This window comes from Microbacterium tenebrionis (assembly GCF_903645325.1).
GTDB lineage: Bacteria > Actinomycetota > Actinomycetes > Actinomycetales > Microbacteriaceae > Microbacterium > Microbacterium tenebrionis.
In genome coordinates this window covers 360,186-382,794 of sequence record NZ_CAHJXQ010000001.1, presented here as the reverse complement: position 1 = coordinate 382,794, position 22,609 = coordinate 360,186, and the positions used below count along the sequence as shown (strand labels likewise).

Here is a 22,609-nt window from a genome sequence, read left to right as displayed (position 1 = left end):
TCCGAACACCAGTCAACGCCGCGGAGATGTCGCGGCTCCGAACCCGGAGGTAGAGAGATGTTCAGCACCAAGAAGAAGATGACCGCAGCACTGTCGCTCGGATTCGCCAGCGTGCTCGTGCTGGCGGGATGTTCCATGAGCGGCGGCGACTCGACGGACGAATCGATGGAGTCTTCGGCGCCCGAATCGTCGGAAGAGGCTGCGCCCGAGACGATGGACCCGGCTGCGAACCTGGTCGGCCCCGGCTGCGAGGCATACGCGGAAGAGGTTCCCGATGGAGCAGGCTCGATCCAGGGCATGTCCCAGGACCCCGTCGCGGTCGCGGCATCCAACAACCCGATGCTGACGACCCTCGTCTCGGCGGTGAGCGGTCAGCTCAACCCCGACGTCGACCTGGTCGACACGCTCAACGGCGATGAGTTCACGGTGTTCGCCCCGGTGGACGACGCGTTCGCCAAGATCGACGCGGCCACGATCGATTCGCTCAAGACCGACTCGGACGCCCTGACGTCGATCCTCACGTACCACGTGGTTCCCGGTCAGATCGAGCCGGCTGACATCGCCGGCACGCACAAGACTGTGCAGGGTGCCGACCTCGAGGTCACCGGTGAGGGCGACATGTGGATGGTGAACGACGCGAACGTCATCTGCGGTGGGGTGCAGACCGCCAACGCGACCGTTTACCTGATCGACTCGGTCCTCATGCCGCCGGCTGAGTGAGCGGACCTGCCAGACGGGGGAGTCTGGCATTGGCGCGGTGCGGCCGTCTGCGGCGAAGAGCTGCAGACGGCCGCATCCGTGTGTAAGTGCAGAAGCTCTCACCGCGCCGCATATCCTGGCCTCATGTGCTCATCGACCGGACTCGGCGCGTCCTCATGAACTGGGCACTCACTCTCGACCTGGTCGGCGTCTTCTTCTTCGCGATCTCAGGCTCCCTACTGGCCGCACAACGCGGGTACGACATCGTCGGGTCGCTGCTGCTCGGCAGCCTCACCGGGCTCGGCGGCGGCGTGATCCGCGACCTCATCATCGGGGTGCCGCCGACGGCGTTCGCCGAACCCGTGCATCTGGCCGCGCCCGTCGCCGCTGCCGCACTGGTGTTCTTCCTCACCCACGGCATCGATCGCTATTCGCGGCCGCTGCTGATCTTCGACGCGGCGGGGCTCGCGCTGTTCTGCACGACCGGGACGGTGAAAGCGCTCGAAGCCGGCATGAACCCGGTCGCCGCGGCGCTGCTCGGCGTCACCACCGGTGTCGGCGGCGGCCTCCTGCGCGACGTAGTCGCGAACCGCGACCCGCAGCTGTTCAATTCTTCCGACCTGTACGCCGTCCCGGCGTTCATCGGAGCCACGATCGTGGCCGGTGCCTGGTTCACGGCGCTTCCGAACCTGGCCACGGTGACGATCGCCGCGGCCGTCGTGTTCGCCTTCCGAGTGCTCTCGCTGCGCTTCCGCTGGCGCATCCCGCACGCCAAGGGTCAGCCTCGACGAGGAAGGGCATCCGAGTGAGCCGTCCTACCGGCATCTTGATCGGCTACGAGTCCATCCGAGCGGCACGGGTGTCGTCGGCATCCTGAGGAACGGCGACGGCGCGACAGTGCTGCTCCGCGCCGACATGGACGCGTACCGGTCGACCGGATGCACCCACCCTCGAGACCGGGACGGCTGCGCTCGTCGTCGCCGCCGGTGCGTGGCCCGGTCACGAGAAGAACCGATAGACTCGCATACGCGGGCCTCTAGCTCAGTTGGCAGAGCATCGGACTTCAACATAAATAGGAGCGCCTCGGGGGAAACTCCGGGGATGACACCACTCAAAGTCGGGGAACCCTTCCTGGGAGACCAGATGGCAATCCCGAGCCAAGCCGGACGCGAGTCCGGAAGGTGTAGAGACTGGACGGGTGGCACCTAAAGCGCAAGCCAGGGTGAAGGGACAGTCCAGACCACGAACGTCCATGGGGACGGCGGCGAAAGCCGAAGTGGCATGTTAATCCGCGGGTCATGGGTTCGAGCCCCATGGGGCCCACCGCACAAAGTCAGACCTCAGCGATACCGTCTGCGCATGAAGAGATGCGGCACCTGCCAGGAGGTCACGCCGTTGACCGACTTCAACAGAAAGTCGTCTCGCGCGAACTGGCGCTCGGTGGCAGCGTCGACGGCCCCGGAGCTCAGACGCCGCGCGCGCGGTGACGACGCACGGCCGCACGGTTCGCGCAGCGAACGGAGCAGAACCTCTGCCGGCCGTTGCGCGTCACATCGGCGACCACGTTGGTGCACGGTGGAGCCTGGCATCGACCGATGCCTGTCCATCCCCCGCGTCACGAGATGCAGCGCCGTTCCGAGGTTGATGATCGCTCGCAGAACGAACGGCATCGACGGCACACATCGTCGCGGTAGTGCAGGTGCCATCCCTCCCCGTCATGGTTCGTCAACCGCGGGTACGCGGCCGATTCGGCAAGGCGCGTGTTCAGCAGCGTGGCTCGCGCATCGGGGTCCGTCTTGTCGACGATCTCGAGCCGCTCGTCGATGACGGCACGCACGAGCACGGCTGGGACGTGGAGTCCCGGCACGCGACGAGCGAGGGGACGATCCTCTACGTCGTCTGCGCCGACTGCGGCGTTCGCCGCATCGACCTGAGCCCGACGTCCCAGCTGCCGCCGATCGCCCTGACCGTCACGGTGCAGCCGGGGACGTGACCGCTCATGACGCACCCCTGGGCACGTCGATGAGCTTCTCGACACCGGCCGGCGGGCCCGTCCCCGCCCCCGCCGAGGCTTCCGCGATCGCCGCGGCCAGCTCTGGCACCACCTCCGGCCGCACCCACACCACGAACGACGCCGCCGCCGCATAGACGGGCTCGTCGAGAGCCCCACCCCGCCTGTGCACCCACTCGCGCAGCAGATTGTCGAAGCGTCCCGCGTCGACGTGCGGAACGTTCACCTCGACGGCGGTGAGCATCCGCCGGTCGAGGACGGTCGCGAGGTCGAGAGCCTCCGACACGGATGACGAGTATGCGCGCACCAGCCCTCCGGCGCCGAGCTTCACGCCGCCGAAGTAGCGCGTCACGACCGCCACGACGTCGGTCAGCTCCCGTCGGCGCAGAACCTCGAGCATCGGTACTCCCGCCGTCCCCAACGGCTCTCCGTCGTCCGATGAGCGCGCGCGTTCGCCCAGCGGGCCCGTGATCTGCGCCGAGCAGTGGTGCCGAGCATCCCACGACTGCTTCCTGACCGCGGCGATCACGACATCAGCATCCTCGGGCGACGACACCGGTGCGATCCGGGCGATGAAGCGCGACTTCTTGATCACGAGCTCGTGATCAACGACGCGGGCGATCGTGGAAGGGCGGGACCCGCTCATGCCTGCCCGGGCATCCACGCCAGGTCGCCGCTGTCCAAGCGTGCCGTCACCGCCGCGAACCACTCTCGACGAGCTCCGCGCCGGCGTGTGCGAGCTCGCCCAGCGCCGCCGCGCTCGACTCCGCCCCGACTCCGGCGACGAGGTCGGTGAGGATGTGCACGTGCACGCCGTGCGCGATCGCGTCGAGTGCAGTAGCGCGCACGCAGTGATCCGTCGCGATGCCGACGACGTCCGCGCTGAGGATGCCGTGGTCCTGCAGGATCGTGGCCGTCGTCGCTCCGTCGTCCGTCACGCCCTCGAACATCGAGTACGCCGGGGCGCCCTGCCCCTTGCGCACATGGTGCGTGACGGCCTCGGTCACCAGCAGCGGATCGTAGGCGGCGCCGTCAGTGTCCGCGACGCAGTGCACCGGCCAGGTGTCGACGTAGTCGGGGTCATCGGCGAAGTGCCCGCCGTTGTCGCCGGCCGGGTCGTGCCAGTCGCGCGACGCCACGATGACGTCGTACTCGGCTCGGTGCGCGGCGAGGAGCTCCGAGACCGCGGATGCGACGGCATCCCCTCCGGTCACCGCGAGCGCCCCGCCCTCGGTGAAGTCGTTCTGCACGTCGACGATGAGAAGTGCTCTGCCCATGTCTCGAGCGTACGCGGGCGCTCGGACGAAAGCGAAGGTCCCGTGACGCGGGACGCGTCACGGGACCTGTGGAGCCCCGAGTCAGGATTGAACTGACGGCCTTTCCATTACGAGTGGAATGCTCTACCACTGAGCTATCGGGGCGTGCGCTGCGAAAGCGGCACGATCAAGAATCTTACCCTGTCCGCACCGTCACCGCGAAATCACCCGATGCGTCGTGCCACGCCAGGGGCGCTCACTCGCACTTCACGTCGCCGGAGGGCACGGTGTCGTCCAGGAAGTACGCGTCGACCGCGGAATCCACGCAGCTGTTGCCCTTGTTGTAGCCGGTGTGCCCCTCGCCCACTCGGGTGATGAGCACGCCCTCCTCCAGCTGGTCCGCCAGCGACACCGACCACTCGTACGGGGTCGCGGGATCGTTGGTCGTGCCGACGACGAGGATGGGGCCTGCGCCGGCGGCATGGATCTCTCCGCGGGTTCCGGTGGGCGGGTACGGCCACACCTCGCAGGGGTCCGGGCCGCTCCAGTACGGCGCGATCGTCGGGGCGCCCTCAGCGATCTTCGCGTCCGCCGCGTCCTGGGCGGCCTGGTCGTCCTCGACCGGGTAGTCCATGCAGTTGTAGGCGCGGAACGCCTCGCTGGAATTGTCGAGGTAGGCGCCGTCCTCGCGGGCGTTGTAGAAATCGGCGAGGACGAACGCCGTGTACGGATCGCCCTGCAGAGCCTCGTCGAGCGCCTGAGTGAGGTACGGCCAGCTGTCGGCGGAGTAGAGCGCGGCGATGATCGCGGTCATGAGGGAGTCGGCGCCGAGCATCCGGCCGTCGCCGTTCTCGAGCGGGGTGCGGTCGACGGCGGCGAGCAGAGCGCCGAGGTCGGCCATCGCCTCGTCGAGCGTTCCATTGAACGGGCACGACCCGGAGTCTAGACAGTCCTGCATGTACGCGCGCAGCGCGGATTCGAAGCCGAGGGCCTGCGTGGTGCCGACCTCGATGCCCGAGACCGCCGGGTCGATCGCGCCGTCCAGCACGAGTCGCCCCGCCTTCTCGGGATAGAGGTTCGCGTACGTCGCGCCGAGGAACGTGCCGTACGAATAGCCCAGGTAGTTGAGCTGCTTGTCGCCGAGGACCGCGCGGATGAGATCCATTTCGCGGGCGGAGTTCACAGTGGTGATGAAGGGCAGGATGCCGTCGCTGTTCGCGTCGCACGCTTCGGCGAACGCCTTGTTGCGCTCGGTCAATTCGGCCTCCCACTCGTCCGTGCCGCGCGGCGCCGCCGGGATGTCGTAGAGGTACGCGTCCATGCCGGCGGCGTCGAAGCAGCGCACCGCGGTGGAATCGCCGACGCCGCGGGGGTCGAATCCGATGACGTCGTATGCGTCGGCGAGGTCGGCGCTGACGGCGTAGCTCAAGCTGTCGAGGATGAAGTCCCGGCCGCTGGCTCCCGGTCCGCCCGGGTTCGTCAGCAGCGATCCGACCGGCGTGCCGCTGGCCTGATGGCGCACGACCGACAACCGGATCTCACCGTCGCCGGGGTTCTCCCAGTCGAGCGGCGCCGTGACGTACGTGCAGTCGAAGGTCGCGCCTCCCCGGTCGCAGGCCGTCCACTCCAGCGTCTGCTCGTAGAACGGCAGCAGTTCGGCCGGCACGCCCTCGGTGTCGGGAGTGTTCGTGACCGAGGGGCGGGGCTGGGCCCCTTCGGGGATCATCGAGTACAGGCATCCGCTCAGCATCATGGACGCCGCGACCAGCCCGGCCGTGATCGTCGCGAGCCGTCGCAGGCGAGAAGTCTGTCGAGTGTTCACGGTTTCCTCCCGCTCGCGATCGTCACGAGCAAACTCTCCAGCGCCAGCGTCGGTGCGACGTTGCGCTCCAGGGAATCCCTGGTCTCGGCAAGGTGGTCGAGCACGACCAGGGTACGGGCCACGGGCCAGGCCGACGCCAGTGCGGTGAGCTCGGTGCGCAGCTCGCTGTTGATGAGGTCGTCGCCGCGGTCGTACTGCAGCATCATCACGTCGCGGAACATCGACTGCAGGTCCGTGAGGACCCGGTCGATGCCGTCGCGCAGGCTGCGCGTCGCGCGCTTCTTCTGATCGTCCTCCAGCGCTGAGACCTGTGCGCGAACGGCAGGGGGAACCTCATGCCCCTCTGCGATGCCCACGGTGCGCAGCAGCGAGGCTCGCTCTGTCGCATCGCGTTCGGCGGTGAGCGCCTTGGCGTCGTCGGTCGCGGCTTGGATGATCTCGCCGGCGACCTCGACCGCCGTCCCGACGCCGCGCACCGAGAGCACGGATCGCAGGGTGCTGTCGCGCCGGGGGCGGGCCGCGTCGTCGGTCGCGAGCCGCTGGGCCATGCCGATGTGGCGCTGCGAATGGCGGGCGGCCTGCTCAGCGACCTCGGGAGAGGCTCCGGTGCGTTCGACGATGAGTCGGGCGACGTCGGCGACGTCGGGTTCGCGCAGCCGCAGCGGACGCACCCGGGAGCGGATGGTCGGCAGCAGATCGGCCTCGCTCGGGGCGCACAGCACCCAGACGGTCTTCTCGGGAGGCTCTTCGAGCGCCTTGAGGAGAACGTTGGAGGTGCGCTCGACCATGCGATCGGCATCTTCGACGACGATCACGCGATATCGGCCGGCGGATGGCGCGAAGTACGACCGTTCGACGAGAGCGCGCGCCTCCTTGATCGTGATGATGACCTTGTCGGTGCGCAGCGCCGTGAGATCGGGGTGCGTGCCGGCGAGGACCTGCCGCATGGTCTGCTCGTCCTCGGGCCCGTCGGCGATGAGCGCCGCGGCGAACGCATAGGCGAGGGTCGACCTGCCTGATCCGGGCGGACCGGTGATGAGCCAGGCGTGCGACAGCGCCGCAGGATCGGCTGCCGCCGACCGCAGCGCGTCGACCGCATCCTCCTGCCCCCACACGTCCGCCCAGGGGAACGGGGCGAGGGTCGCGGTCATGGTCTCAGCCTATCCGTCACTGCCGACAGTACCTGCGCGTCCGCCCGCCCTCGCGGTCAGGCGGCGGGAGGCAGGATCGCGGCGACGCGGGCGCGGATCGCCTCGGCGATCTCGTCGGGGGATGCCGCAGCATCCACGACGAGGAATCGCTCGGGCTCGGCATCCGCCAGCGCGAGGTACGCCGCGCGGACGCGCGTGTGAAAGTCGACCTTCTCGGCCTCGAGGCGGTCGAACGGCTTGTCGGCCGAATCGAGGCGCGCCCGCGCCGCCGCCGGATCGAGGTCGAGCAGCAGCGTGAGATCGGGAAGCGCACCGTCGGCGGCCCACAGCGACAGGTCGCGGACCTCGGTGGCATCGAGAACACGGCCCGCTCCCTGGTAGGCGACTGACGAGTCGAGGTAGCGGTCCTGCAGTACGATCTCGCCGCGTTCGAGCGCGGGTCGCACAACGGTCGCGACATGGTGGGCTCGGTCGGCGGCATACAGCAGGGCCTCGGCGCGCGGGGCGATGTCGCCGCGGTGGTGCAGTACGATCTCCCGGATCAGCTGCCCGACCTCGCTGCCGCCCGGCTCGCGGGTGCGCACGACGGTGCGCCCTTCTTCGATGAGCCAGTGCTCGAGGCGCTCCGCCTGCGTCGTCTTGCCCGAGCCGTCGCCGCCCTCGAGCGTGATCCAGAGGCCGGAGCGCCTCGTCACGCCTTCGCCTTCGCGGCGTTGGCCGCACGGGTCGCGGCGGCCTTCTTCGCCGCAGCCGAACGGGCGGCCGCCTTCTCGGCATCCGTCTTGGCCGCCGTGTTCTTGGCCGCCGTGTTCTTGGCCGCCGTGTTCTTGGTCGCCGCCTTCTTGGCCGGGGCCTTGGCCGCGGCCTTCTTCGGCCCGCGCTTGGGGGCCGGGCCCTTGGCGCGCTTGTCGGCGAGCATCTGGACAGCGATCTCGAAGGTGACGTCCTCGGGCTTCTGGCCGCGCGGGATCGTCACGTTCGTCTCACCGTCGGTCACGTACGGCCCGAAGCGTCCATCGCGCACGCGGATCGGCTTGCCGCTGACCGGGTCGGCGTCGAACTCGGCGAGCGCGCTGGACGCCCGGCGGGAGCCGGCGCCGTACTTCGGCTGCGCGTAGATCGCCAGTGCCTCATCGAGCGTCACGTCGAAGATCTGCTGCTCGTTCTCGAGCGACCGCGAGTCCGTCCCTTTCTTCAGATACGGACCGTACCGGCCGTTCTGCGCGGTGATCTCGTCGCCCGATTCGGGGTCGGTGCCGACGACACGCGGGAGGCTCAGCAGCTTCAGCGCGGTGTCGAGATCGACCGTGTCGACCGACATCGAGCGGAACAGCGACCCGGTCCGAGGCTTGGGTGCGTCCTTCTTCGCCGTCTTCTTCTTCGGCGCTTCGACGACCTCGCCGGTGGCCTCGTCGATCTGCGGGTCCTCCTCGGGCAGGTTCTCCTGCACGTAGGGTCCGTAGCGGCCGTCCTTGACGACGATGACGCGCCCGTTCTCGGGGTTCTCGCCGAGGACGCGGTCGCCGGCGACCGGTGCGTCGATGAGCTCCTGCGCCTTCTCGGCGGTGAGCTCGTCGGGCGCGAGGTCCTCGGGGACGTTCACGATGCGTCCGCGCTCATCGGGCTTGGCCGGGTCGACCACTTCGAGGTACGGGCCGTACTTGCCGAAGCGGAGCGTGGCGTTGTCGGTGATGCGCGTCGAGTTCAGTGCGCGAGCGTCGATCTCGCCGAGGTTGTCGACGACCTGACGCAGACCCACGTGGGCATCCGAGCCGAAGTAGAACGAGTGCAGCCATTCGACGCGCTTCTGCTCGCCGCGGGCGATCGCATCGAGGTCGTCCTCGAGGGCGGCGGTGAAGTCGTAGTCGATGAGGTCGGAGAAGTGCTCCTCGAGCAGCCGGACGACGCTGAACGCCATCCAGGTCGGCACGAGCGCCTGGCCGCGCTTGGTGGCGTAGCCGCGGTCGATGACCGTGCCGATGATGCTGGCGAACGTCGACGGGCGGCCGATCCCGTGCTCCTCGAGCGCCTTCACGAGCGAGGCCTCCGTATAGCGGGGCTTCGGCGTCGTCTTGTGGCCCTTCGCCTCGGCATCCGACATCGCGAGCTTGTCGCCGACGGTGACGGCAGGGAGAGACTGGTTCGAGTCCGCGTCGGCGTCGCCGCGCTTCTCGTCCTTGCCCTCCTCGTACGCCTCGAGGAAGCCCTTGAACGTGTACACGGTTCCGGATGCCGTGAACTCGGCGTTGCGGCCGTCGGCATCGACCGCGATCGTGACGGTCGTGGTCTCGTACTTGGCGTCGGCCATCTGGCTGGCGACCGTGCGCTTCCAGATCAGGTCGTACAGGCGCAGCTCTTCGCGGTCGAGTTCGCCGGACACGGAAGCGGGCTTGCGGAAGTTCTCGCCCGACGGACGGATCGCCTCGTGCGCTTCCTGCGCGTTCTTGCTCTTGGACTTGTACACCCGGGGCTTCAGCGGCACGGCGCTGTCGCCGTACAGCGCGACCGCCTGGCTGCGCGCCGCCTGCACCGCCTGGGTGCTCAGCGCCACCGAGTCGGTTCGCATATAGGTGATGAAGCCCTTCTCATACAGGCGCTGGGCCACGCTCATCGCCTGCTTGGCGCTCATCGAGAGCTTGCGACCGGCCTCCTGCTGGAGGGTGGAGGTCGTGAACGGGGCGTACGGGCTGCGCGTGCCCGGCTTGGCCTCGACCTTGGTGACCGTGCCGGCGCCGGCGGCGTCAACGGCGTGCGCGAGGGCTGTCGCGTCCTTCTCGGAAAGGACGACGACGGCCTTCTTGAGCTTTCCGGTGTCGTCGAAGTCGGTTCCTCGAGCGAGCTGCCCACCGTCGACGCGCACGAGGCGCACGCGGAACGAGCTGCCGCTGGATGCCGAGGCCTCGACGTCCCAGTAGTCGGCCGAGACGAAGGCCATGCGCTCGCGCTCGCGCTCGACGATCATGCGCGTCGCCGCTGACTGCACGCGTCCGGCCGACAGGCCAGTCTTGACCTTGTACCAGAGCACGGGCGAGACGTCCCAGCCGTAGAGGCGGTCGAGGATGCGCCGGGTCTCCTGGGCGTCGACGAGTGCGAGGTCGAGCTCGCGGGTGTTCCCGACGGCCGCCTGGATCGCGTCCTTGGTGATCTCGTGGAACACCATGCGCTTGACCGGGACCTTGGGCTTGAGCGTCTCGAGGAGGTGCCACGCGATGGCCTCGCCCTCGCGGTCCTCATCCGTGGCGAGCAGGAGCTCGTCGGCGCTCTTCAGCGCGCGCCGGAGCTCGGCGACGGTCTTCGTCTTGCGGTCGGAGACGACGTAGTAGGGGTCGAAGCCGTTCTCGATGTCGATCGAGTACTTGCCGTAGGCCTTCTTGTCGGCGGCCGGGATGTCCTTCTTATCAGCGAGGTCGCGGATGTGGCCGACGGAGCTGAGCACCTCGTAGTCGTCGCCCAGGTATCCCTGAATCGACCGCATCTTCGTCGGGGACTCGACGATGACGAGCTTCTTGCCTTCAGCCAAGGGTGCATCCTTTCTTCGAAGCACACCATACACACCACTGTCGTGGCGTGTTCACAGCAGAACTGTGAGCGGGTCTCGGGTCGATGCCGTCAGAATCCCTCGGGCGGCCCTGCGCGGGCTCGGGAGACGGCAGCAAGTCCAGCGTACGCCGCTTCCACGCGCACCGTCGCCATGAGTCCGTCGAGCGTGCACTCGACGAGCACCGCTCCGGACGCTGCGGCGACGCGCGCGGCGAGCGCGCACGGCTCGGCGTCCGTGATCACGGCTCCGGAGGCGGCATCCGCTGCGGCGAGCGCCGCCGCGTCGGCCGCCCCTGCCGCGCGCTGCGCGGTCACCGCCGCACCGCCGACCGCGGCGAGCCCGACAGCGAGGGCTGCGGACACCGCGAGCACGGAGGCCGACAGCGCCGTGCCCGCCATCACAGTCCCCCGGCGAGCGCGCAGCTCGAGGCCGACAGGGGGATGCTGATGATCCGTCCGAGCCGGGCATCGATCCGCGCGCTGACGCAGACGAACTCGTCGCGGGTGTGGCTGCTGACGCGCGCGCCGTCGACGGATGCCGCCACCGCGGCTTCCGCAGCCGCTGCGCTCTCGCCGCGGCCGAGGAGCCGAGCGGCATCGGCCACAGCATCCTGCACGGCGACGAGCTGCGCTGCGGCGCCGAGCGCGCCGGCACCGAGCAGTAGCGTCAGCGCGACGGCGGGCAGGGCGAGGGCGAGCTCGGCGGCCACGGAGCCGCGCTCGGAGTCGTGGGAGGAGCCGCGCATGCGCTCACGAGACAGTCAGGGCTCGGCGCACGAGGTCGGTGAGGATGCCGCGCACCTCGTCCGAGCGCATGATCACGACGAGCAGTCCCGCGAACGCGACAGCCGCCATCGTCGTGATCGCGTACTCGGCGGTCGCCGCTCCCGACTCGTCGGTGAACAGCGACGCCGCGCGGCGTCTGGTGAGGGTGGGGACGGTGTTCATGTGTTCCTTCTTTCTGTGTGTGCCGCCGTCAGATCGGCAGCGGGGTGGATGAGAGGACGGAGAGGATGAGGGGTGCGACGCCCAGCAGGAGGAATGCGGGGAGAGTGCATACGCCCAGCGGGATCAGCAGCTGTGACGAGAGCCTCGCCGCTCGCAGTCGCCCCTGCACCCGGGCGTCGTGGCGCTCCTGCGCGGCGGCCGCACGCAGGAGCTCGCCTGCAGGGACGCCGGCGGCACGCGAGAGATCGAGCACCGAGGCCGTGCGATCGCCCTGCAGGTGGTCTCGCGCGGGGGTGTCGTCGACGAGCTGCAGCGACCGGGAGATCGACGCCCCGCCGGACAGTGCGACGGCCACGAGCTCGGCGTGCATCCCGGGGCTCCCCGGCTCCGGCTGCGCCCGTCGCAGGAGGCGCCGCGTCCAGAGCCGGGCCGCGAGCACGAGCAGGAGCCCGGCGACCAGGCACGCGATGCCGATCGGATGCGTGAACAGGATGCCGAGGGTGTCGAACCCGAGAGCGAATCCGAGCAGCAGCCCCGCCAGCGGCATCCACAGCAGCAGACGCGCGGTTCCCGCCGGCTCCGCGAGGGCGATCCGCACGTCGTCGGCAGCAGACGCCGCATCCCGCATGCTCTCGGCGAGGGAGCGCAGCACCTCCGCGAGCGGTGCGCCGACCGTCGTCGCGACCTCCCACGCCGCGGCGGCGTCGCGCCACGCTCCGCCCTCGGCTTCGATCGCCGCCGGGAGCGGGAGCCCCTCGCCGCAGCGATCGACGACCCGGCGCGCACTCGCATCGCCGGAGTCGGCGAGGTGGCGCCAGGCGTTCAGCGGCACCGATCCCGCCTGCAGCAGCACGGCGAGCGTCCGGACGGCGACGGCAGCCGCCTCGGCGGTGTCGACGGCTGCGGACCCGCGGCGCCCGATCACCATGGCTGCACGACCTCGATGTCGAGTCGCTCGCCTCGGAGCAGGAACCGGCCGGCCTGTTCGAGACGGCGGATGCCGCCGGCATCACGGTCGAGGTGGAGGACGACGGTGAAGGCGCTGACGGCCTGACGGGCCAGAGCCGTGGCATCCATCCCGGCGAGCGCGCCGAGCGCCTCGAGACGGGCAGGCACGTCGGCGATGCCGCTGGCGTGCATCGTGCCCGCACCGCCGTCGTGCCCGGTGTTCAACGCCGACAGCAGCTCGCGCACCTCTTCGCCGCGGCACTCGCCGACTACCAGACGATCAGGGCGCATGCGCAGCGACTCCCGCACGAGGCGCGCGAGCGTGATGGCGCCGGCGCCCTCGAGATTCGACTGCCGTGCTTCGAGGGCGACGTGGTGCGGATGCTCCGGGCGCAGTTCCGCGACATCCTCGATGGTCACGATCCGTTCGCGGGCAGGAACGGCGCGCAGCATCGCGGAGAGCAGCGTCGTCTTGCCCGTGCCCGTGCCGCCCGTGATGAGGACGTTCGCCCTGGCCGCCACGAGCGACTCGAGCCATGCCCGCTGCGGCGCGTCGAAGGCGCCGAGCGCGGCCAGCGCGTCGAGATCGCTCGCCCCGACGCGCGGGATGCGGATGGACACCGCCGTCCCTGACGCCGACACCGGCGACAGCACGGCGTGCACGCGGATGCCGGAGGCGAGCCGCACATCGACGCAGGGCGACTGGTCGTCCAAGTGCCTGCCGCCGGCGCCGATCAGCGCGACGGCCAGATCTCGCACCTCGCGCTCGGACGCCGCCCAGTCGCGCACGCCCTCGGCTCCGGACCCGCGATCGACGAAGAGTCCGTCGGTGCCGTTGACGAACAGGTCGGTGACGAGGGGATCGGCGCAGTGCTCCGCGAGCGGGCCGAGCGCGGCATCCAGCTCGGGAGGCAGCGGTGCACGCTCGCCGGTTGCGTGCACCACGGCAGATGCGCGGGGACGGATGACGAACGGCTGCGGCATGCCCCGACGGTAGGCGCGACAGCATCCTCGCCGGGGGCGGAAACCCGCGGCCTGTGCGCAATCAGTGCAGCGTGCAGCCCGGTGCAGAACGACTGCGCTGTGCCCGCCTACCCACTTTCGGAGGTACTGGCACGGCAGGCGCGAGACTAGATTCACCTCACAGTCGTGACCTGTGCACGACCTCGTCCACCGCAAAGGAGCGCGTCCATGAGCAGCCAGATCGATCACCTCCTCGACGAGAGCCGTCAGTTCCCGCCGTCCGCCGAGTTCGCCGCGTCCGCGGTCGCGAAGCCGGACCTGTACGAGCGCGCAGCGGCCGACCGCGAGGGCTTCTGGGGCGATCAGGCACGGGAGCTGCTGCACTGGCACACGCCCTTCACCCGCGTGCTGGACTGGTCGACACCTCCGTTCGCCAAGTGGTTCGACGACGGCGAGCTCAACGTCGCGTACAACTGCCTCGATCGGCATGTCGAGGCGGGCAACGGCGACCGCGTCGCCCTGCTCTGGGAGGGCGAGCCCGGCGACGAACGGCGCATCACGTACGCCGAGCTGACCGACGAGGTCAAGCGCGTCGCCAACGTGCTCGAGAGCTTCGGCGTCGGCGCCGGAGACCGGGTCGCGATCTATCTGCCGATGATCCCCGAGGCCGTGGCCGCCATGCTCGCGGTCGCCAGGCTCGGCGCGATCCACTCGGTCGTCTTCGGAGGATTCAGCGCCGAGAGCCTGCGCTCGCGGATCGACGACGCCGGGGCCAAGGTCGTCATCACCGCCGACGGCGGTTACCGCAAGGGCAAGGTCTCTCCCCTCAAGCCCGCCGTCGACCAGGCGCTCAGCGACGACCGCTTCGGCGAGCAGCAGACGGTCGAGCACGTTCTCGTCGTCAAGCGCGGCGAGAACGAGGTGGACTGGGTGGAGGGACGTGACGTGTGGTGGCACGACGTCGTCCCCACGGCATCCGCCGAGCACGTCGCCGAGCCGTTCCCGGCGGAGAACCCCCTGTTCATCCTCTACACGTCCGGAACCACCGGGAAGCCGAAGGGCATCCTGCACACCTCCGGCGGATACCTGACCCAGGCCGCCTACACGCACCGGAACGTCTTCGACCTGAAGCCCGAGAGCGACGTCTACTGGTGCACGGCCGACATCGGATGGATCACCGGGCACAGCTACGTCACCTACGGTCCTCTTGCGAACGGCGCCACCCAGGTGCTGTACGAGGGAACGCCCGACACCCCGCACCCGGGGCGCTGGTGGGAGATCATCCAGAAGTACGGCGTGAGCATCTTCTACACCGCGCCCACGGCGATCCGCTCGTTCATGAAGACGGGGCGCGCGATCCCGCAGAAGTTCGACCTGTCGTCGATCCGCGTGCTCGGTTCGGTCGGCGAGCCCATCAACCCGGAGGCGTGGATGTGGTACCGCGAGGTCATCGGCGGCGGCAGCGCCCCGATCGTGGACACGTGGTGGCAGACCGAGACAGGCGCGATCATGGTCTCTCCCCTCCCCGGCATCACGGCGACCAAGCCCGGTTCAGCGCAGGTGCCGCTCCCCGGCATCTCCATCGACGTCGTGGACGAATCCGGCGAAGAGGTCGGAAACGGCAACGGCGGTCTGCTCGTGATCACCGAGCCATGGCCGAGCATGCTGCGCGGCATCTGGGGCGACCCGGAGCGCTACAAGGAGACCTACTGGGAGAAGTTCGAGACGCAGGGCTACTACTTCGCCGGCGACGGCGCCCGCCTCGACGCCGACGGCGACCTCTGGCTGCTGGGCCGCGTCGACGACGTCATGAACGTCTCCGGGCACCGACTCTCGACCGCCGAGATCGAATCGTCGCTCGTCGCTCACGAGGCAACGGCCGAGGCCGCGGTGGTCGGCGCATCCGATGAGACCACGGGGCAGGCCGTCGTCGCCTTCGTGATCATCAAGGAGAGCTACCTCGCAGCCCACGATCCGGCGGGCCTTGCCACACAGTTGCGCAGTTGGGTCGGCGAGCAGATCGGCGCGATCGCCCGCCCGCGCGACGTCTACATCGTGGGCGAGCTGCCCAAGACCCGCTCGGGCAAGATCATGCGACGGCTGCTGCGCGACGTCGCCGAGGGCCGTGAAGTGGGAGACACCACCACGCTCGCCGACACCGCGGTCATGAGCATCATCTCGGCACAGGTCAAGTAGCGGCGGTCCGAACACCTCGTGCCGCTGATCGCGGTGCGGGGGTTCACCGTGCGGGTACGCTCAGCGCCCTCATCCGCTCGCGCACCGTGCGAAACACGGCGGGGTCGAACGGGAAGTCCCCGCCGTCCTCACCCACCAGCCGCATAACCTCGTCGCCGAGTGTGATGGAGAAGTTCACGATCATCCGCGCCTCGGTGGCGTGATCGGCGTCCGTCAGGCGAGCCGATGCCGGATGCGCATCGAGCCAGTTCTGGATCACGTCCTGCAGTCCGGCGCGACTCGTCCCGGCCGCCCACGACACCGTCGTCGTCGTGCCCGGCTCTCGGGCAAAAAGTGCGAACCGCTTGCGCAGGAGTTCGTCGCCACCCTGCCCGCGGACGGTCTCCATCACGATCCGCGAGGCGGCGATCACGAGGTCGTCTCGGTGCGCGCTCAAAATGCGCTCGGTGAGCACAGGGTCGTAGACCAGAGCGGATCCGAAGATCGCATGCTCGAGCGAGGGGAAGTAGTTGAAGAACGTGCTGCGCGACACCGTCGCCTCTTCGCAGATGCGGTCGACCGTCACGGCGTGAACGCCTTCCTCATAGGCGATTCCGACTGCGGCCTCCTCCATGGCCCGACGCGCGACGCGCATCTTCTTCTCGCGGAGCCCTTCCGTCATCGCCGTCCCTCCTCTCCCTTCATCCCAGATTAGGTCAATATTCCTGGGTTGCGTAAAAGTTTGGACTGAGTCCATACTTAGCCATGAACCATCAGAAGGGATCACCATGGCTCACACCGCGGCACGACGACGTCGGAATCTGCTCTCCCCGCTACGCACCGCAGGTGTGCTGTCCGTAGCCACCGGCCTTGTCTTGGTGGGGCTGCCCGCGATCGCCAGCGCCGCGGAGTCCGAAGCAGGCCACATACTCATCACGACGACTCTCTCCGACGGGACGGCATCCGCTCCGCTCGGCGGCGCGACGGTGACCGTGCTCTCCACCGGCGAGCTCGACCAGGTCATCGCCACCGGCACCACCTCGGCAGACGGAACCGTGTCGGTGCGCATACCCGCGACGGACACCAGCTTCATCGCCGAGGCATCCTGGCCCGGCGCTGTCGGCGACCTCCTCGAACCCGCGGTGAGGAGGGAGTTCAACCCCACGCTGGGAGATCCCGTCACCCTCCCGCTGGAGGGCTCCTTCGGTGAGATCAGCGGCGCGGTGACCGCGACATCGGATGCCTCCCCTCTCGCCGACCTCTCGGGCGCGAGCGTCACCATCCTCAGTGGCGGCACGGCAGTGCAGCGCGTCGCCGTCGCCGCAGACGGCACATTCCGATCAGGCTCATTGCCGACGACCTCCACCGACGATTACAGCATCCGCTTCGAGCCGGCCACGGGATTCACGCTCGCGGATGCGCAGCCGTCGGACAATCCCGCCTTCGCGCTTCCCCGAGGCGAAGAGAGTCCCAGCCTCGTCGATGTGACCCGCTCCTTCGCGCTCATCTCGGATACCGCGGCACCGACCCCCTCACCTACAGCCACCGAGACCCCGACACCGACACCCACCCCCACAGACACCCCGACACCGACACCCACCCCCACAGACACCCCGACACCGACACCCCCCCCACCACCGACCCGGTACAGCAGGCCTACATCGCGGTCTTCCAGCGCCCGGACGATGTCGGCCTCACCGGCGCTTTCAGCGGCATCTCGGAGCCCGAGCTTGCCGACCTGCTCGCGGCCGCGGCGGCCACACCGAATGTCACATTCCCTCTCCTCAACGGCTCGGGACAGGCGCTCGGCCTCGCGGAGCGGCCGTCTACGAACGAGGCGGCCGCCGCGTCCCAGCTGCTGTCGCCGGTGGTCTCCAGGCTGCCGGGTGTGACCGTGAACGAAATCTCGCTCACCGCGTTCGATCTCGAAGGGGCTCTGCACGCCGTCCAGGATCAGCGCGTCAAGCTGCTCGACCAGCAGCTTTCCTCTCAGGTCGCAGATGTGCAGAAACGCAACGCCCGCGTGGTCACGCTCAACGCGGCCATCACGGCCCTGAACGCATACGTCGCCGGGCCGACTGATGAGTCGCTGGCCACTGCGATCGCGGCCGCACGCCCGGCCGAGGAGTCGCACGTTCTCCTTTCGGCGACGTCGGACTCCACCGAGGTGAGAACGGCCGCGCCGACCTCGTCGCAACGCGCGCATCGAACTCGACGCCGTCACGAACGCTCAGCAGATGGACGTGCTGCGACTGGCCGGCTTGACCGACAAGCGCAGTGAAGCGTTCGACCTGATGTCCTCATTCCTGACGAAGATGCAGGGTTCGCGGTCGTCGATCATCGGCAACATGCGATCGACCCCGGTATCGCTCGGCACTGTCCAGTGGGACAGCGCCGCCATCACCGGCAGCTTCAACCTCACCGGCGTCACGGACGGGGAGCACCACCTCATCCTCAGCTTCGACGACATCGGCCTCACCGTCGTTGCCGCGGTGACCGTGCAGCGCAATGAACTCGCCGCGACCGGAGGCGAGTTGAGCCCGGCGCTCTGGGTCGGGCCAGCACTGCTCGTGCTCGGAGCGGGCGCGCTGATCGGCTCATCGCTCCGGACGCGACGCCGGGCGCGCGTCTGATGAGGTGACACGGACGGAGGCCGCCGGCGCCAGGTGAAGTAGCCACGAGACTGCAAGGCCGCGCCGAGACTGCGTCGATTCGACGCTGTCTCGGCGCGGCCTTGAGGATTCAGCGGCGCAGCGTCACGCCAGCGTGAAGGTCACCTCGACCTCGACGGGGGTGTCCAGGGGCAGCACCGCGACGCCGACGGCGGCACGAGCATGCCGTCCCGCATCGCCGAAGATCTCGCCGAGCACCTCGCTCGCTCCGTTGATGACGCCCGGTTGCCCGGTGAACGACGGGGCGGATGCCACGAACCCGCCGACGCGCAGCACGCCGCCGATCTTCTCCAGACCTCCGGCTGCGGACGCCGCCGCGGCGAGCGCGTTCAGGGCGCAGGTGCGGGCATAGCCCTTGGCATCCTCTGCGGGCACCTCTGCACCGACCTTGCCCGTCGCCGGCAACTCACCCGAAGCGAACGGGAGCTGACCGGAGGTGTAGACGAGACCGCCGTGCACGACGGCGGGGACATAGGAAGCGACAGGAGGCGCGACCTCCGGCAGCTCGATCCCGAGTTCTGCGAGGCGTGCGGCGATGCTCATGCGACACCTCCGTCGAACTGGCGGGCGGCCTGCTCCGCCGCGGCGAGACCGGCGGTGTTCGAGCCGTCTGCGGTCACCGGGCGCTTGAAGTAGGCGACGAGCCCGCCTTCAGGGCCCTGGACGACCTGAACGAGCTCCCACCCCTGCTTACCCCAGTTGTTGAGGATCGCGGCGGTGTTGTGGATCAGCAGCGGGGTGGTGAGGTACTCCCACGTTGTCATGGCACTCCTGGCGTCGGTGACGCCCGGCATCCGTGCGTCAAGGGCGGTTATTCAGGGAACTCCCCTACCATCAAGCGTATGCCCCAGAAGAATCGCACGGCATCAGGCGTGCTCGGCGGTCTGCTCGGCCTCGTCGGCTTGAGCGCCGTCGCCGGCATCCTGATCACAGCCACGGTCACTCCGGCTCTCGCGGTGGCCGGCGCCGCCGGCTCGAGCGCCCTCGATCTGTTCGAGAATCTGCCGTCCTACCTGAAGCCGGACGAGCCGATGGAGCCGAGCACCGTCTACGCGACCGGCGCCGACGGCAACCCCGTCGAGCTTGCATCCTTCTTCGATCAGAACCGCCAGCAGGTCGAGTTCGACCAGATCAGCCCCGTCATGTACGACGCGATCCTCTCCAGCGAGGACAAGAGCTACTACGAGCACGGCGGCGTCAACATCGGCGCGACGGTGAAGGCCGTGATCGACAACCTTCGTGGAACGTCTTCGCGTGGCGCCTCGACGATCAGTCAGCAGTACGTCAAGAACGTCCTCGTGCAGCAGTGCGAACAGGGCGTCCTCCTCGGCGAAGGGGAAGATGCCCAGCAGAAGTACGAGGACGAGACCGCGCAGTGCTGGTTGGATGCCACGAACGCGACGGGAACGGATGGCATCGAGCGCAAGCTGCAGGAGATGCGCTACGCCATCCAGATCGAGAAGGACTACTCGAAGAACGAGATCCTGCTCGGGTACCTCAACATCGCGAGCTTCGGCGGCACGGTCTACGGCATCGAGGCCGCGGCGAGCTACTACTTCAACACCAGCGCCGCCAATCTCACCGTGGCCCAGGCCGCGACGCTCGCCGGCATCGTGCAGAACCCGAACACCTTCCGCATCGACCTCAAGGACGGCACGACGACCAACGACGCCGGCGAGGCCGTCAACGGCGAGGCGGACGGCTGGTCGCTGACCAAGGATCGCCGTCATTACGTGCTGACCCGCATGCTGGCCGACGGCAAGATCACTCAGGCGCAGTTCGATGAAGCCGACGCGTCCGACATCGTTCCGAACATCAACGCCCCCACGCAGGGCTGCGGCGCGGCCGGCAACAATGCCTACTTCTGCCAGTACGTCAAGTCGCTCCTCCTCGAGGATGACACCCTCGGCGACAGCCGTGCGGAGCGCACGCGCGCACTGCAGCGCGACGGGCTGCAGATCTACACGTCGCTCGATCTGCGGATCCAGGATCCCGCCGTCGCGGCGCTCAAGGACCGCGTTCCGCCGAACTTCGATAACCAGTACTTCGGTGCCGCGGGCGTCACCGTCGAGCCCGCGACCGGCCGCGTGCTGGCGATGACGCAGAACACCGAATTCCGTGAGACCAACACGGACGACCAGGCCTATTCGAGCCTCGTATACGCCTCCGACAACGCGCACGGCGGGTCAGGCGGTTTCCCGGTGGGGTCGGCGTACAAGCTGTTCACGCTGATCGACTGGCTCGAGAAGGGGCACTCGGTCAACGAGAATGTCAACGGGAACAACCAGGTGCTGACGATGACCGACTCGTGCACCGGCGAGGGCGGGCGATTCGACACGAAGAGCGTCGGGAACTTCCGGGATGCTCCGGGCTATCGGGGCACACCGATGGTGTTCACGCGCAACTCGCTGAACTCCGGCTACTTCGCGATGGCGGCGAAGCTCGATCTCTGCGAGATCAACAAAGTCGCCGACCGCATGGGAGTGACGATCGCTAAGGACGGGTCGAAGACGTACGAGAAGGAGAACGGGCCGTTCGCTTCGGTACTGGGGTCGAAGTTCATCTCCCCTCTCGCGATGGCCGGCGCGTACGCCACGGTCGCGAACAAGGGCGTCTACTGCGCTCCCCGTGCTGTCGACAAGATCGTCAACCAGAAGGGTGAGGAGCTCGACGTCCCGCAGGCGGACTGCTCGCAGGTGATCACTCCCGAGGTCGCGGCCACCGCGGCCTACGCTCTCCAGGGCGTCATGGCCTCCGGGGGAACCGGTACGCAGGCGAACCCGTGGGACGGCACGCCCGTGATCGGCAAGACCGGATCGCACAACAAGATCACCACGATGATGATCGAGTCCAGCACGAAGGCGACCACCGCCGTCTTCGTCGGCCGCACCCAGGGCGACGCGAACATGTGGGGCTACATGTACAACGGCAACCTGCTGGAGAACATCCGCTACCTCGTCGCCCGCGACATGCAGAGCGCCGCGAACCAGGCTCTCGGCGGCGGCGACGCATTCCCGCAGCCGGACAAGAACCTCACCCGTCAGATCTACGTGAACCTGCCGAGCGTCGTGGGCATGTCGATCGACGAGGCGACGAACACGCTGAGGAACGCGGGCTTCTCCGTGACTGTCGGCGCGGCCGTCGACAGTGACGTCGCCAAGGACCTCATCGCCGAGCAGAGCCCCGGGGCGGGCCGCGTCACCACTGGCACGACAGTGACTATCTCGCCGAGCAGCGGCACGCCGAAGGCCGCCGCGGTGCCGAACGTGGTCGGGTCGAAGTTCGCACAGGCGAAGAAGGCGATCGAGGATGCCGGATTCTCAGTGGATGCCAACGGCTGCAAGAACGGTGACGATGTGGCCGCGCAGAACCCCGCGAGCGGGGACGCGCCCGCCGGGTCCACCGTGGCGGTGCGGTGCGCGGGGAACGATTGAGCCGTAGGCCGGCCCATCCGGCCCTCACCGCGCTCGGCGCGGTGGGGGCCGTCGGCGTCGCGTGCGCCGTGTGGGGCATCGGCATCGAACGCTATCTGTTCACGGTCCGCGAGGCCACGGCCGCGGCGCTCCCGCCCGGTTCCGCTCCGCTGCGCGTGCTGCACATCTCCGATGCGCACATGGCACCGTGGCAGCGCCGCAAGCAGCAGTGGCTGGCATCGTTGGCAGACCTCGAGCCCGACCTGATCGTCAACACCGGCGACAACCTGGGCCACCGCGACGGACTCGCAGGTCTGCGCCGCGCGTTCGAGCCATTCGCCGGGGTACCCGGTGTGTTCGTCCACGGCTCCAACGACGTGCACGAGCCGACCCCGAAGAATCCGCTGCTGTACTTCTCCGGTCCATCGGAAAGCCACGCCGATCCCGATCTTCTCGACACGGCCGCTCTCGATGCCTTCCTCAGCGACGAGCTCGGGTGGGCAGACCTCAACAACACCGCCGCGAGCGTGCAGGTGGGCGGTCGGCGTCTCGACTTCTTCGGCGTGAGCGACGCGCACCGCGAGTGGGACGATCTCGATGCGCTCCCCGGCGCCATCGCACGACTCGGCGAGCGGGATGCCGCCACTCCCCTGCTCGGCGTCACGCACGCCCCGTACCAGCGGGTGCTGAACCGGTTCACCGACCTCGGCGCGCAGGCGATCTTCGGCGGCCACACCCACGGCGGCCAGGTGTGCCTGCCGTTCTACGGCGCCCTGGTCGCGAACTGCGACATCCCCCTGAAGCAGGCCAAGGGCCTGAGCGCGTGGACGCACGGCGGGCGCAGCATCCCGCTGAACGTCAGCGCCGGCATCGGCCACTCGATCTACGCCCCGGTGCGGTTCGCGTGCCGCCCGGAGGCGACGCTGCTGACCCTGACCGCACGGGACACGCCCGCCTGATCACGGCACGGCCCCCGATTCGGCGCTGCAGATATTTCCCTGTAGACTCGAA

Annotated in this window: 24 protein-coding genes and 1 tRNA gene; 8 read left to right on the top strand and 17 right to left on the bottom strand. The window is 68.8% G+C overall.

Translation table 11 applies throughout. The features are described from left to right. The first annotated feature begins 57 nt into the window (after nt 1-57). Nucleotides 58-720 (top strand): fasciclin domain-containing protein, encoded by a 663-nt coding sequence (locus tag HWX58_RS01905; protein WP_175985379.1) that lies wholly within the window; start codon nt 58-60, stop codon nt 718-720. 155 nt (nt 721-875) lie between these two features. Further along, nucleotides 876-1,508 carry a trimeric intracellular cation channel family protein gene (locus HWX58_RS01900; protein WP_175985378.1) on the top strand — a complete coding sequence of 211 codons (633 nt, stop codon included), beginning with the start codon at nt 876-878 and terminating at the stop codon, nt 1,506-1,508. A gap of 656 nt (nt 1,509-2,164) precedes the next feature. Here HWX58_RS01900 and HWX58_RS14940 read toward each other — a convergent pair. Beyond that, nucleotides 2,165-2,296 carry a CGNR zinc finger domain-containing protein gene (locus HWX58_RS14940; protein ID WP_284690596.1) on the bottom strand — a complete coding sequence of 44 codons (132 nt, stop codon included), beginning with the start codon at nt 2,294-2,296 and terminating at the stop codon, nt 2,165-2,167. 120 nt (nt 2,297-2,416) lie between these two features. On the opposite strand from HWX58_RS14940, the gene HWX58_RS14935 reads away from it, so the two are divergent. Further along, nucleotides 2,417-2,692: a hypothetical protein gene (locus HWX58_RS14935; protein WP_250646042.1), complete on the top strand. Its 276-nt coding sequence runs from the start codon at nt 2,417-2,419 to the stop codon at nt 2,690-2,692. A gap of 4 nt (nt 2,693-2,696) precedes the next feature. Here HWX58_RS14935 and HWX58_RS01890 read toward each other — a convergent pair whose 3' ends face one another. The 12 genes from HWX58_RS01890 to HWX58_RS01835 all read right to left on the bottom strand — a co-directional run bounded on the left by HWX58_RS01890 (nt 2,697) and on the right by HWX58_RS01835 (nt 13,359). After that, entirely contained in the window at nt 2,697-3,356 is a 660-nt protein-coding gene (locus HWX58_RS01890; protein WP_175985377.1) for an IMPACT family protein, read from the bottom strand. Between the two features lie 46 nt (nt 3,357-3,402). Next, nucleotides 3,403-3,987, bottom strand: coding sequence for an isochorismatase family protein (locus HWX58_RS01885; protein ID WP_175985376.1), 585 nt, complete (start codon nt 3,985-3,987; stop codon nt 3,403-3,405). 69 nt (nt 3,988-4,056) lie between these two features. Continuing rightward, nucleotides 4,057-4,131 (bottom strand) — tRNA-Thr (locus HWX58_RS01880). A 91-nt stretch (nt 4,132-4,222) separates the two neighbouring features. Beyond that, nucleotides 4,223-5,788 carry an alpha/beta hydrolase gene (locus HWX58_RS01875; protein WP_250646041.1) on the bottom strand — a complete coding sequence of 522 codons (1,566 nt, stop codon included), beginning with the start codon at nt 5,786-5,788 and terminating at the stop codon, nt 4,223-4,225. Beyond that, on the bottom strand, nt 5,785-6,939 hold the full coding sequence (locus tag HWX58_RS01870) for a DNA polymerase III subunit delta' (RefSeq protein WP_175985375.1): 1,155 nt from the start codon (nt 6,937-6,939) through the stop codon (nt 5,785-5,787). Before HWX58_RS01870 ends, HWX58_RS01875 begins: the two co-directional genes overlap by 4 nt. Before the next feature lie 56 nt (nt 6,940-6,995). Then, nucleotides 6,996-7,634 (bottom strand): dTMP kinase, encoded by a 639-nt coding sequence (tmk, locus tag HWX58_RS01865; protein ID WP_175985374.1) that lies wholly within the window; start codon nt 7,632-7,634, stop codon nt 6,996-6,998. Next, the gene (gene topA / locus HWX58_RS01860; RefSeq protein WP_175985373.1) at nt 7,631-10,459 is read right to left on the bottom strand and encodes a type I DNA topoisomerase; all 2,829 of its coding nucleotides are present in this window, start codon (nt 10,457-10,459) and stop codon (nt 7,631-7,633) included. Before topA ends, tmk begins: the two co-directional genes overlap by 4 nt. A gap of 89 nt (nt 10,460-10,548) precedes the next feature. After that, nucleotides 10,549-10,878, bottom strand: a complete 330-nt coding sequence (locus tag HWX58_RS01855) for an Rv3654c family TadE-like protein (RefSeq protein ID WP_175985372.1) — start codon at nt 10,876-10,878, stop codon at nt 10,549-10,551. Then, nucleotides 10,878-11,225 carry a TadE family type IV pilus minor pilin gene (locus tag HWX58_RS01850; RefSeq protein ID WP_175985371.1) on the bottom strand — a complete coding sequence of 116 codons (348 nt, stop codon included), beginning with the start codon at nt 11,223-11,225 and terminating at the stop codon, nt 10,878-10,880. Before HWX58_RS01850 ends, HWX58_RS01855 begins: the two co-directional genes overlap by 1 nt. Nucleotides 11,226-11,229: 4 nt before the next feature. After that, on the bottom strand, nt 11,230-11,427 hold the full coding sequence (locus HWX58_RS01845) for a DUF4244 domain-containing protein (RefSeq protein ID WP_175985370.1): 198 nt from the start codon (nt 11,425-11,427) through the stop codon (nt 11,230-11,232). A 28-nt stretch (nt 11,428-11,455) separates the two neighbouring features. Beyond that, nucleotides 11,456-12,355, bottom strand: coding sequence for a type II secretion system F family protein (locus HWX58_RS01840; RefSeq protein ID WP_175985369.1), 900 nt, complete (start codon nt 12,353-12,355; stop codon nt 11,456-11,458). After that, nucleotides 12,349-13,359, bottom strand: a complete 1,011-nt coding sequence (locus HWX58_RS01835) for a TadA family conjugal transfer-associated ATPase (protein WP_175985368.1) — start codon at nt 13,357-13,359, stop codon at nt 12,349-12,351. Before HWX58_RS01835 ends, HWX58_RS01840 begins: the two co-directional genes overlap by 7 nt. A 207-nt stretch (nt 13,360-13,566) precedes the next feature. Between HWX58_RS01835 and acs the strand changes: the two genes are divergently transcribed. Beyond that, complete coding sequence (gene acs, locus HWX58_RS01830) at nt 13,567-15,534, top strand: acetate--CoA ligase (RefSeq protein ID WP_175985367.1); 1,968 nt, start codon at nt 13,567-13,569, stop codon at nt 15,532-15,534. Nucleotides 15,535-15,577: 43 nt separating this feature from the next. Here the strand turns inward: acs and HWX58_RS01825 are convergent, their stop codons facing one another. Both HWX58_RS01825 and HWX58_RS01820 read right to left on the bottom strand, forming a co-directional pair. Further along, nucleotides 15,578-16,195, bottom strand: a complete 618-nt coding sequence (locus tag HWX58_RS01825) for a TetR family transcriptional regulator (protein WP_175985366.1) — start codon at nt 16,193-16,195, stop codon at nt 15,578-15,580. 111 nt (nt 16,196-16,306) lie between these two features. After that, nucleotides 16,307-16,606, bottom strand: coding sequence for a hypothetical protein (locus HWX58_RS01820; protein WP_175985365.1), 300 nt, complete (start codon nt 16,604-16,606; stop codon nt 16,307-16,309). Nucleotides 16,607-17,407: 801 nt separating this feature from the next. Here HWX58_RS01820 and HWX58_RS01815 point away from each other — a divergent pair. Continuing rightward, a complete protein-coding gene (locus HWX58_RS01815; RefSeq protein ID WP_175985364.1) occupies nt 17,408-17,794 on the top strand; it encodes a hypothetical protein in 387 nt (128 codons plus the stop codon). After that, nucleotides 17,751-18,146: a cytochrome c-type biogenesis protein gene (locus tag HWX58_RS01810; RefSeq protein WP_175985363.1), complete on the top strand. Its 396-nt coding sequence runs from the start codon at nt 17,751-17,753 to the stop codon at nt 18,144-18,146. The genes HWX58_RS01815 and HWX58_RS01810 overlap by 44 nt, the downstream gene beginning before the upstream one ends. 123 nt (nt 18,147-18,269) lie before the next feature. Here HWX58_RS01810 and HWX58_RS01805 read toward each other — a convergent pair whose 3' ends face one another. Next, nucleotides 18,270-18,728: a RidA family protein gene (locus HWX58_RS01805; protein WP_175985362.1), complete on the bottom strand. Its 459-nt coding sequence runs from the start codon at nt 18,726-18,728 to the stop codon at nt 18,270-18,272. Next, entirely contained in the window at nt 18,725-18,949 is a 225-nt protein-coding gene (gene sp36 / locus HWX58_RS01800) for a Sp36 family protein (RefSeq protein WP_175985361.1), read from the bottom strand. Before sp36 ends, HWX58_RS01805 begins: the two co-directional genes overlap by 4 nt. A gap of 78 nt (nt 18,950-19,027) precedes the next feature. Here sp36 and HWX58_RS01795 point away from each other — a divergent pair, with 78 nt between their 5' ends. Together HWX58_RS01795 and HWX58_RS01790 are read left to right on the top strand one after the other, a co-directional pair. After that, on the top strand, nt 19,028-21,619 hold the full coding sequence (locus HWX58_RS01795) for a transglycosylase domain-containing protein (protein ID WP_250646040.1): 2,592 nt from the start codon (nt 19,028-19,030) through the stop codon (nt 21,617-21,619). Further along, nucleotides 21,616-22,557 (top strand): metallophosphoesterase, encoded by a 942-nt coding sequence (locus HWX58_RS01790; RefSeq protein WP_175985360.1) that lies wholly within the window; start codon nt 21,616-21,618, stop codon nt 22,555-22,557. The genes HWX58_RS01795 and HWX58_RS01790 overlap by 4 nt, the downstream gene beginning before the upstream one ends. The last annotated feature ends 52 nt before the right edge of the window (nt 22,558-22,609 follow it).

What these genes read in the sequence shown, in the direction of transcription:
- HWX58_RS01805 (WP_175985362.1), bottom strand. Translation starts at nt 18,728, where the DNA reads ATGAGCATCGCCGCACGCCTCGCAGAACTCGGGATCGAGCTGCCGGAG.
- HWX58_RS01835 (WP_175985368.1), bottom strand. Translation starts at nt 13,359, where the DNA reads ATGCCGCAGCCGTTCGTCATCCGTCCCCGCGCATCTGCCGTGGTGCAC.
- HWX58_RS01855 (WP_175985372.1), bottom strand. Translation starts at nt 10,878, where the DNA reads ATGGCGGGCACGGCGCTGTCGGCCTCCGTGCTCGCGGTGTCCGCAGCC.
- sp36 (WP_175985361.1), bottom strand. Translation starts at nt 18,949, where the DNA reads ATGACAACGTGGGAGTACCTCACCACCCCGCTGCTGATCCACAACACC.
- HWX58_RS01885 (WP_175985376.1), bottom strand. Translation starts at nt 3,987, where the DNA reads ATGGGCAGAGCACTTCTCATCGTCGACGTGCAGAACGACTTCACCGAG.
- HWX58_RS01870 (WP_175985375.1), bottom strand. Translation starts at nt 6,939, where the DNA reads ATGACCGCGACCCTCGCCCCGTTCCCCTGGGCGGACGTGTGGGGGCAG.
- HWX58_RS01820 (WP_175985365.1), bottom strand. Translation starts at nt 16,606, where the DNA reads ATGAAGCTGGTGTCCGTCGCGGGTATGCGCACCGACACGGTTCCGTCT.
- HWX58_RS01825 (WP_175985366.1), bottom strand. Translation starts at nt 16,195, where the DNA reads ATGACGGAAGGGCTCCGCGAGAAGAAGATGCGCGTCGCGCGTCGGGCC.
- HWX58_RS01905 (WP_175985379.1), top strand. Translation starts at nt 58, where the DNA reads ATGTTCAGCACCAAGAAGAAGATGACCGCAGCACTGTCGCTCGGATTC.
- HWX58_RS01890 (WP_175985377.1), bottom strand. Translation starts at nt 3,356, where the DNA reads ATGAGCGGGTCCCGCCCTTCCACGATCGCCCGCGTCGTTGATCACGAG.
- HWX58_RS01845 (WP_175985370.1), bottom strand. Translation starts at nt 11,427, where the DNA reads ATGAACACCGTCCCCACCCTCACCAGACGCCGCGCGGCGTCGCTGTTC.
- HWX58_RS01840 (WP_175985369.1), bottom strand. Translation starts at nt 12,355, where the DNA reads ATGGTGATCGGGCGCCGCGGGTCCGCAGCCGTCGACACCGCCGAGGCG.
- HWX58_RS01795 (WP_250646040.1), top strand. Translation starts at nt 19,028, where the DNA reads ATGCCCCAGAAGAATCGCACGGCATCAGGCGTGCTCGGCGGTCTGCTC.
- HWX58_RS01810 (WP_175985363.1), top strand. Translation starts at nt 17,751, where the DNA reads ATGGACGTGCTGCGACTGGCCGGCTTGACCGACAAGCGCAGTGAAGCG.
- HWX58_RS01850 (WP_175985371.1), bottom strand. Translation starts at nt 11,225, where the DNA reads ATGCGCGGCTCCTCCCACGACTCCGAGCGCGGCTCCGTGGCCGCCGAG.
- HWX58_RS01900 (WP_175985378.1), top strand. Translation starts at nt 876, where the DNA reads ATGAACTGGGCACTCACTCTCGACCTGGTCGGCGTCTTCTTCTTCGCG.
- acs (WP_175985367.1), top strand. Translation starts at nt 13,567, where the DNA reads ATGAGCAGCCAGATCGATCACCTCCTCGACGAGAGCCGTCAGTTCCCG.
- HWX58_RS14935 (WP_250646042.1), top strand. Translation starts at nt 2,417, where the DNA reads ATGGTTCGTCAACCGCGGGTACGCGGCCGATTCGGCAAGGCGCGTGTT.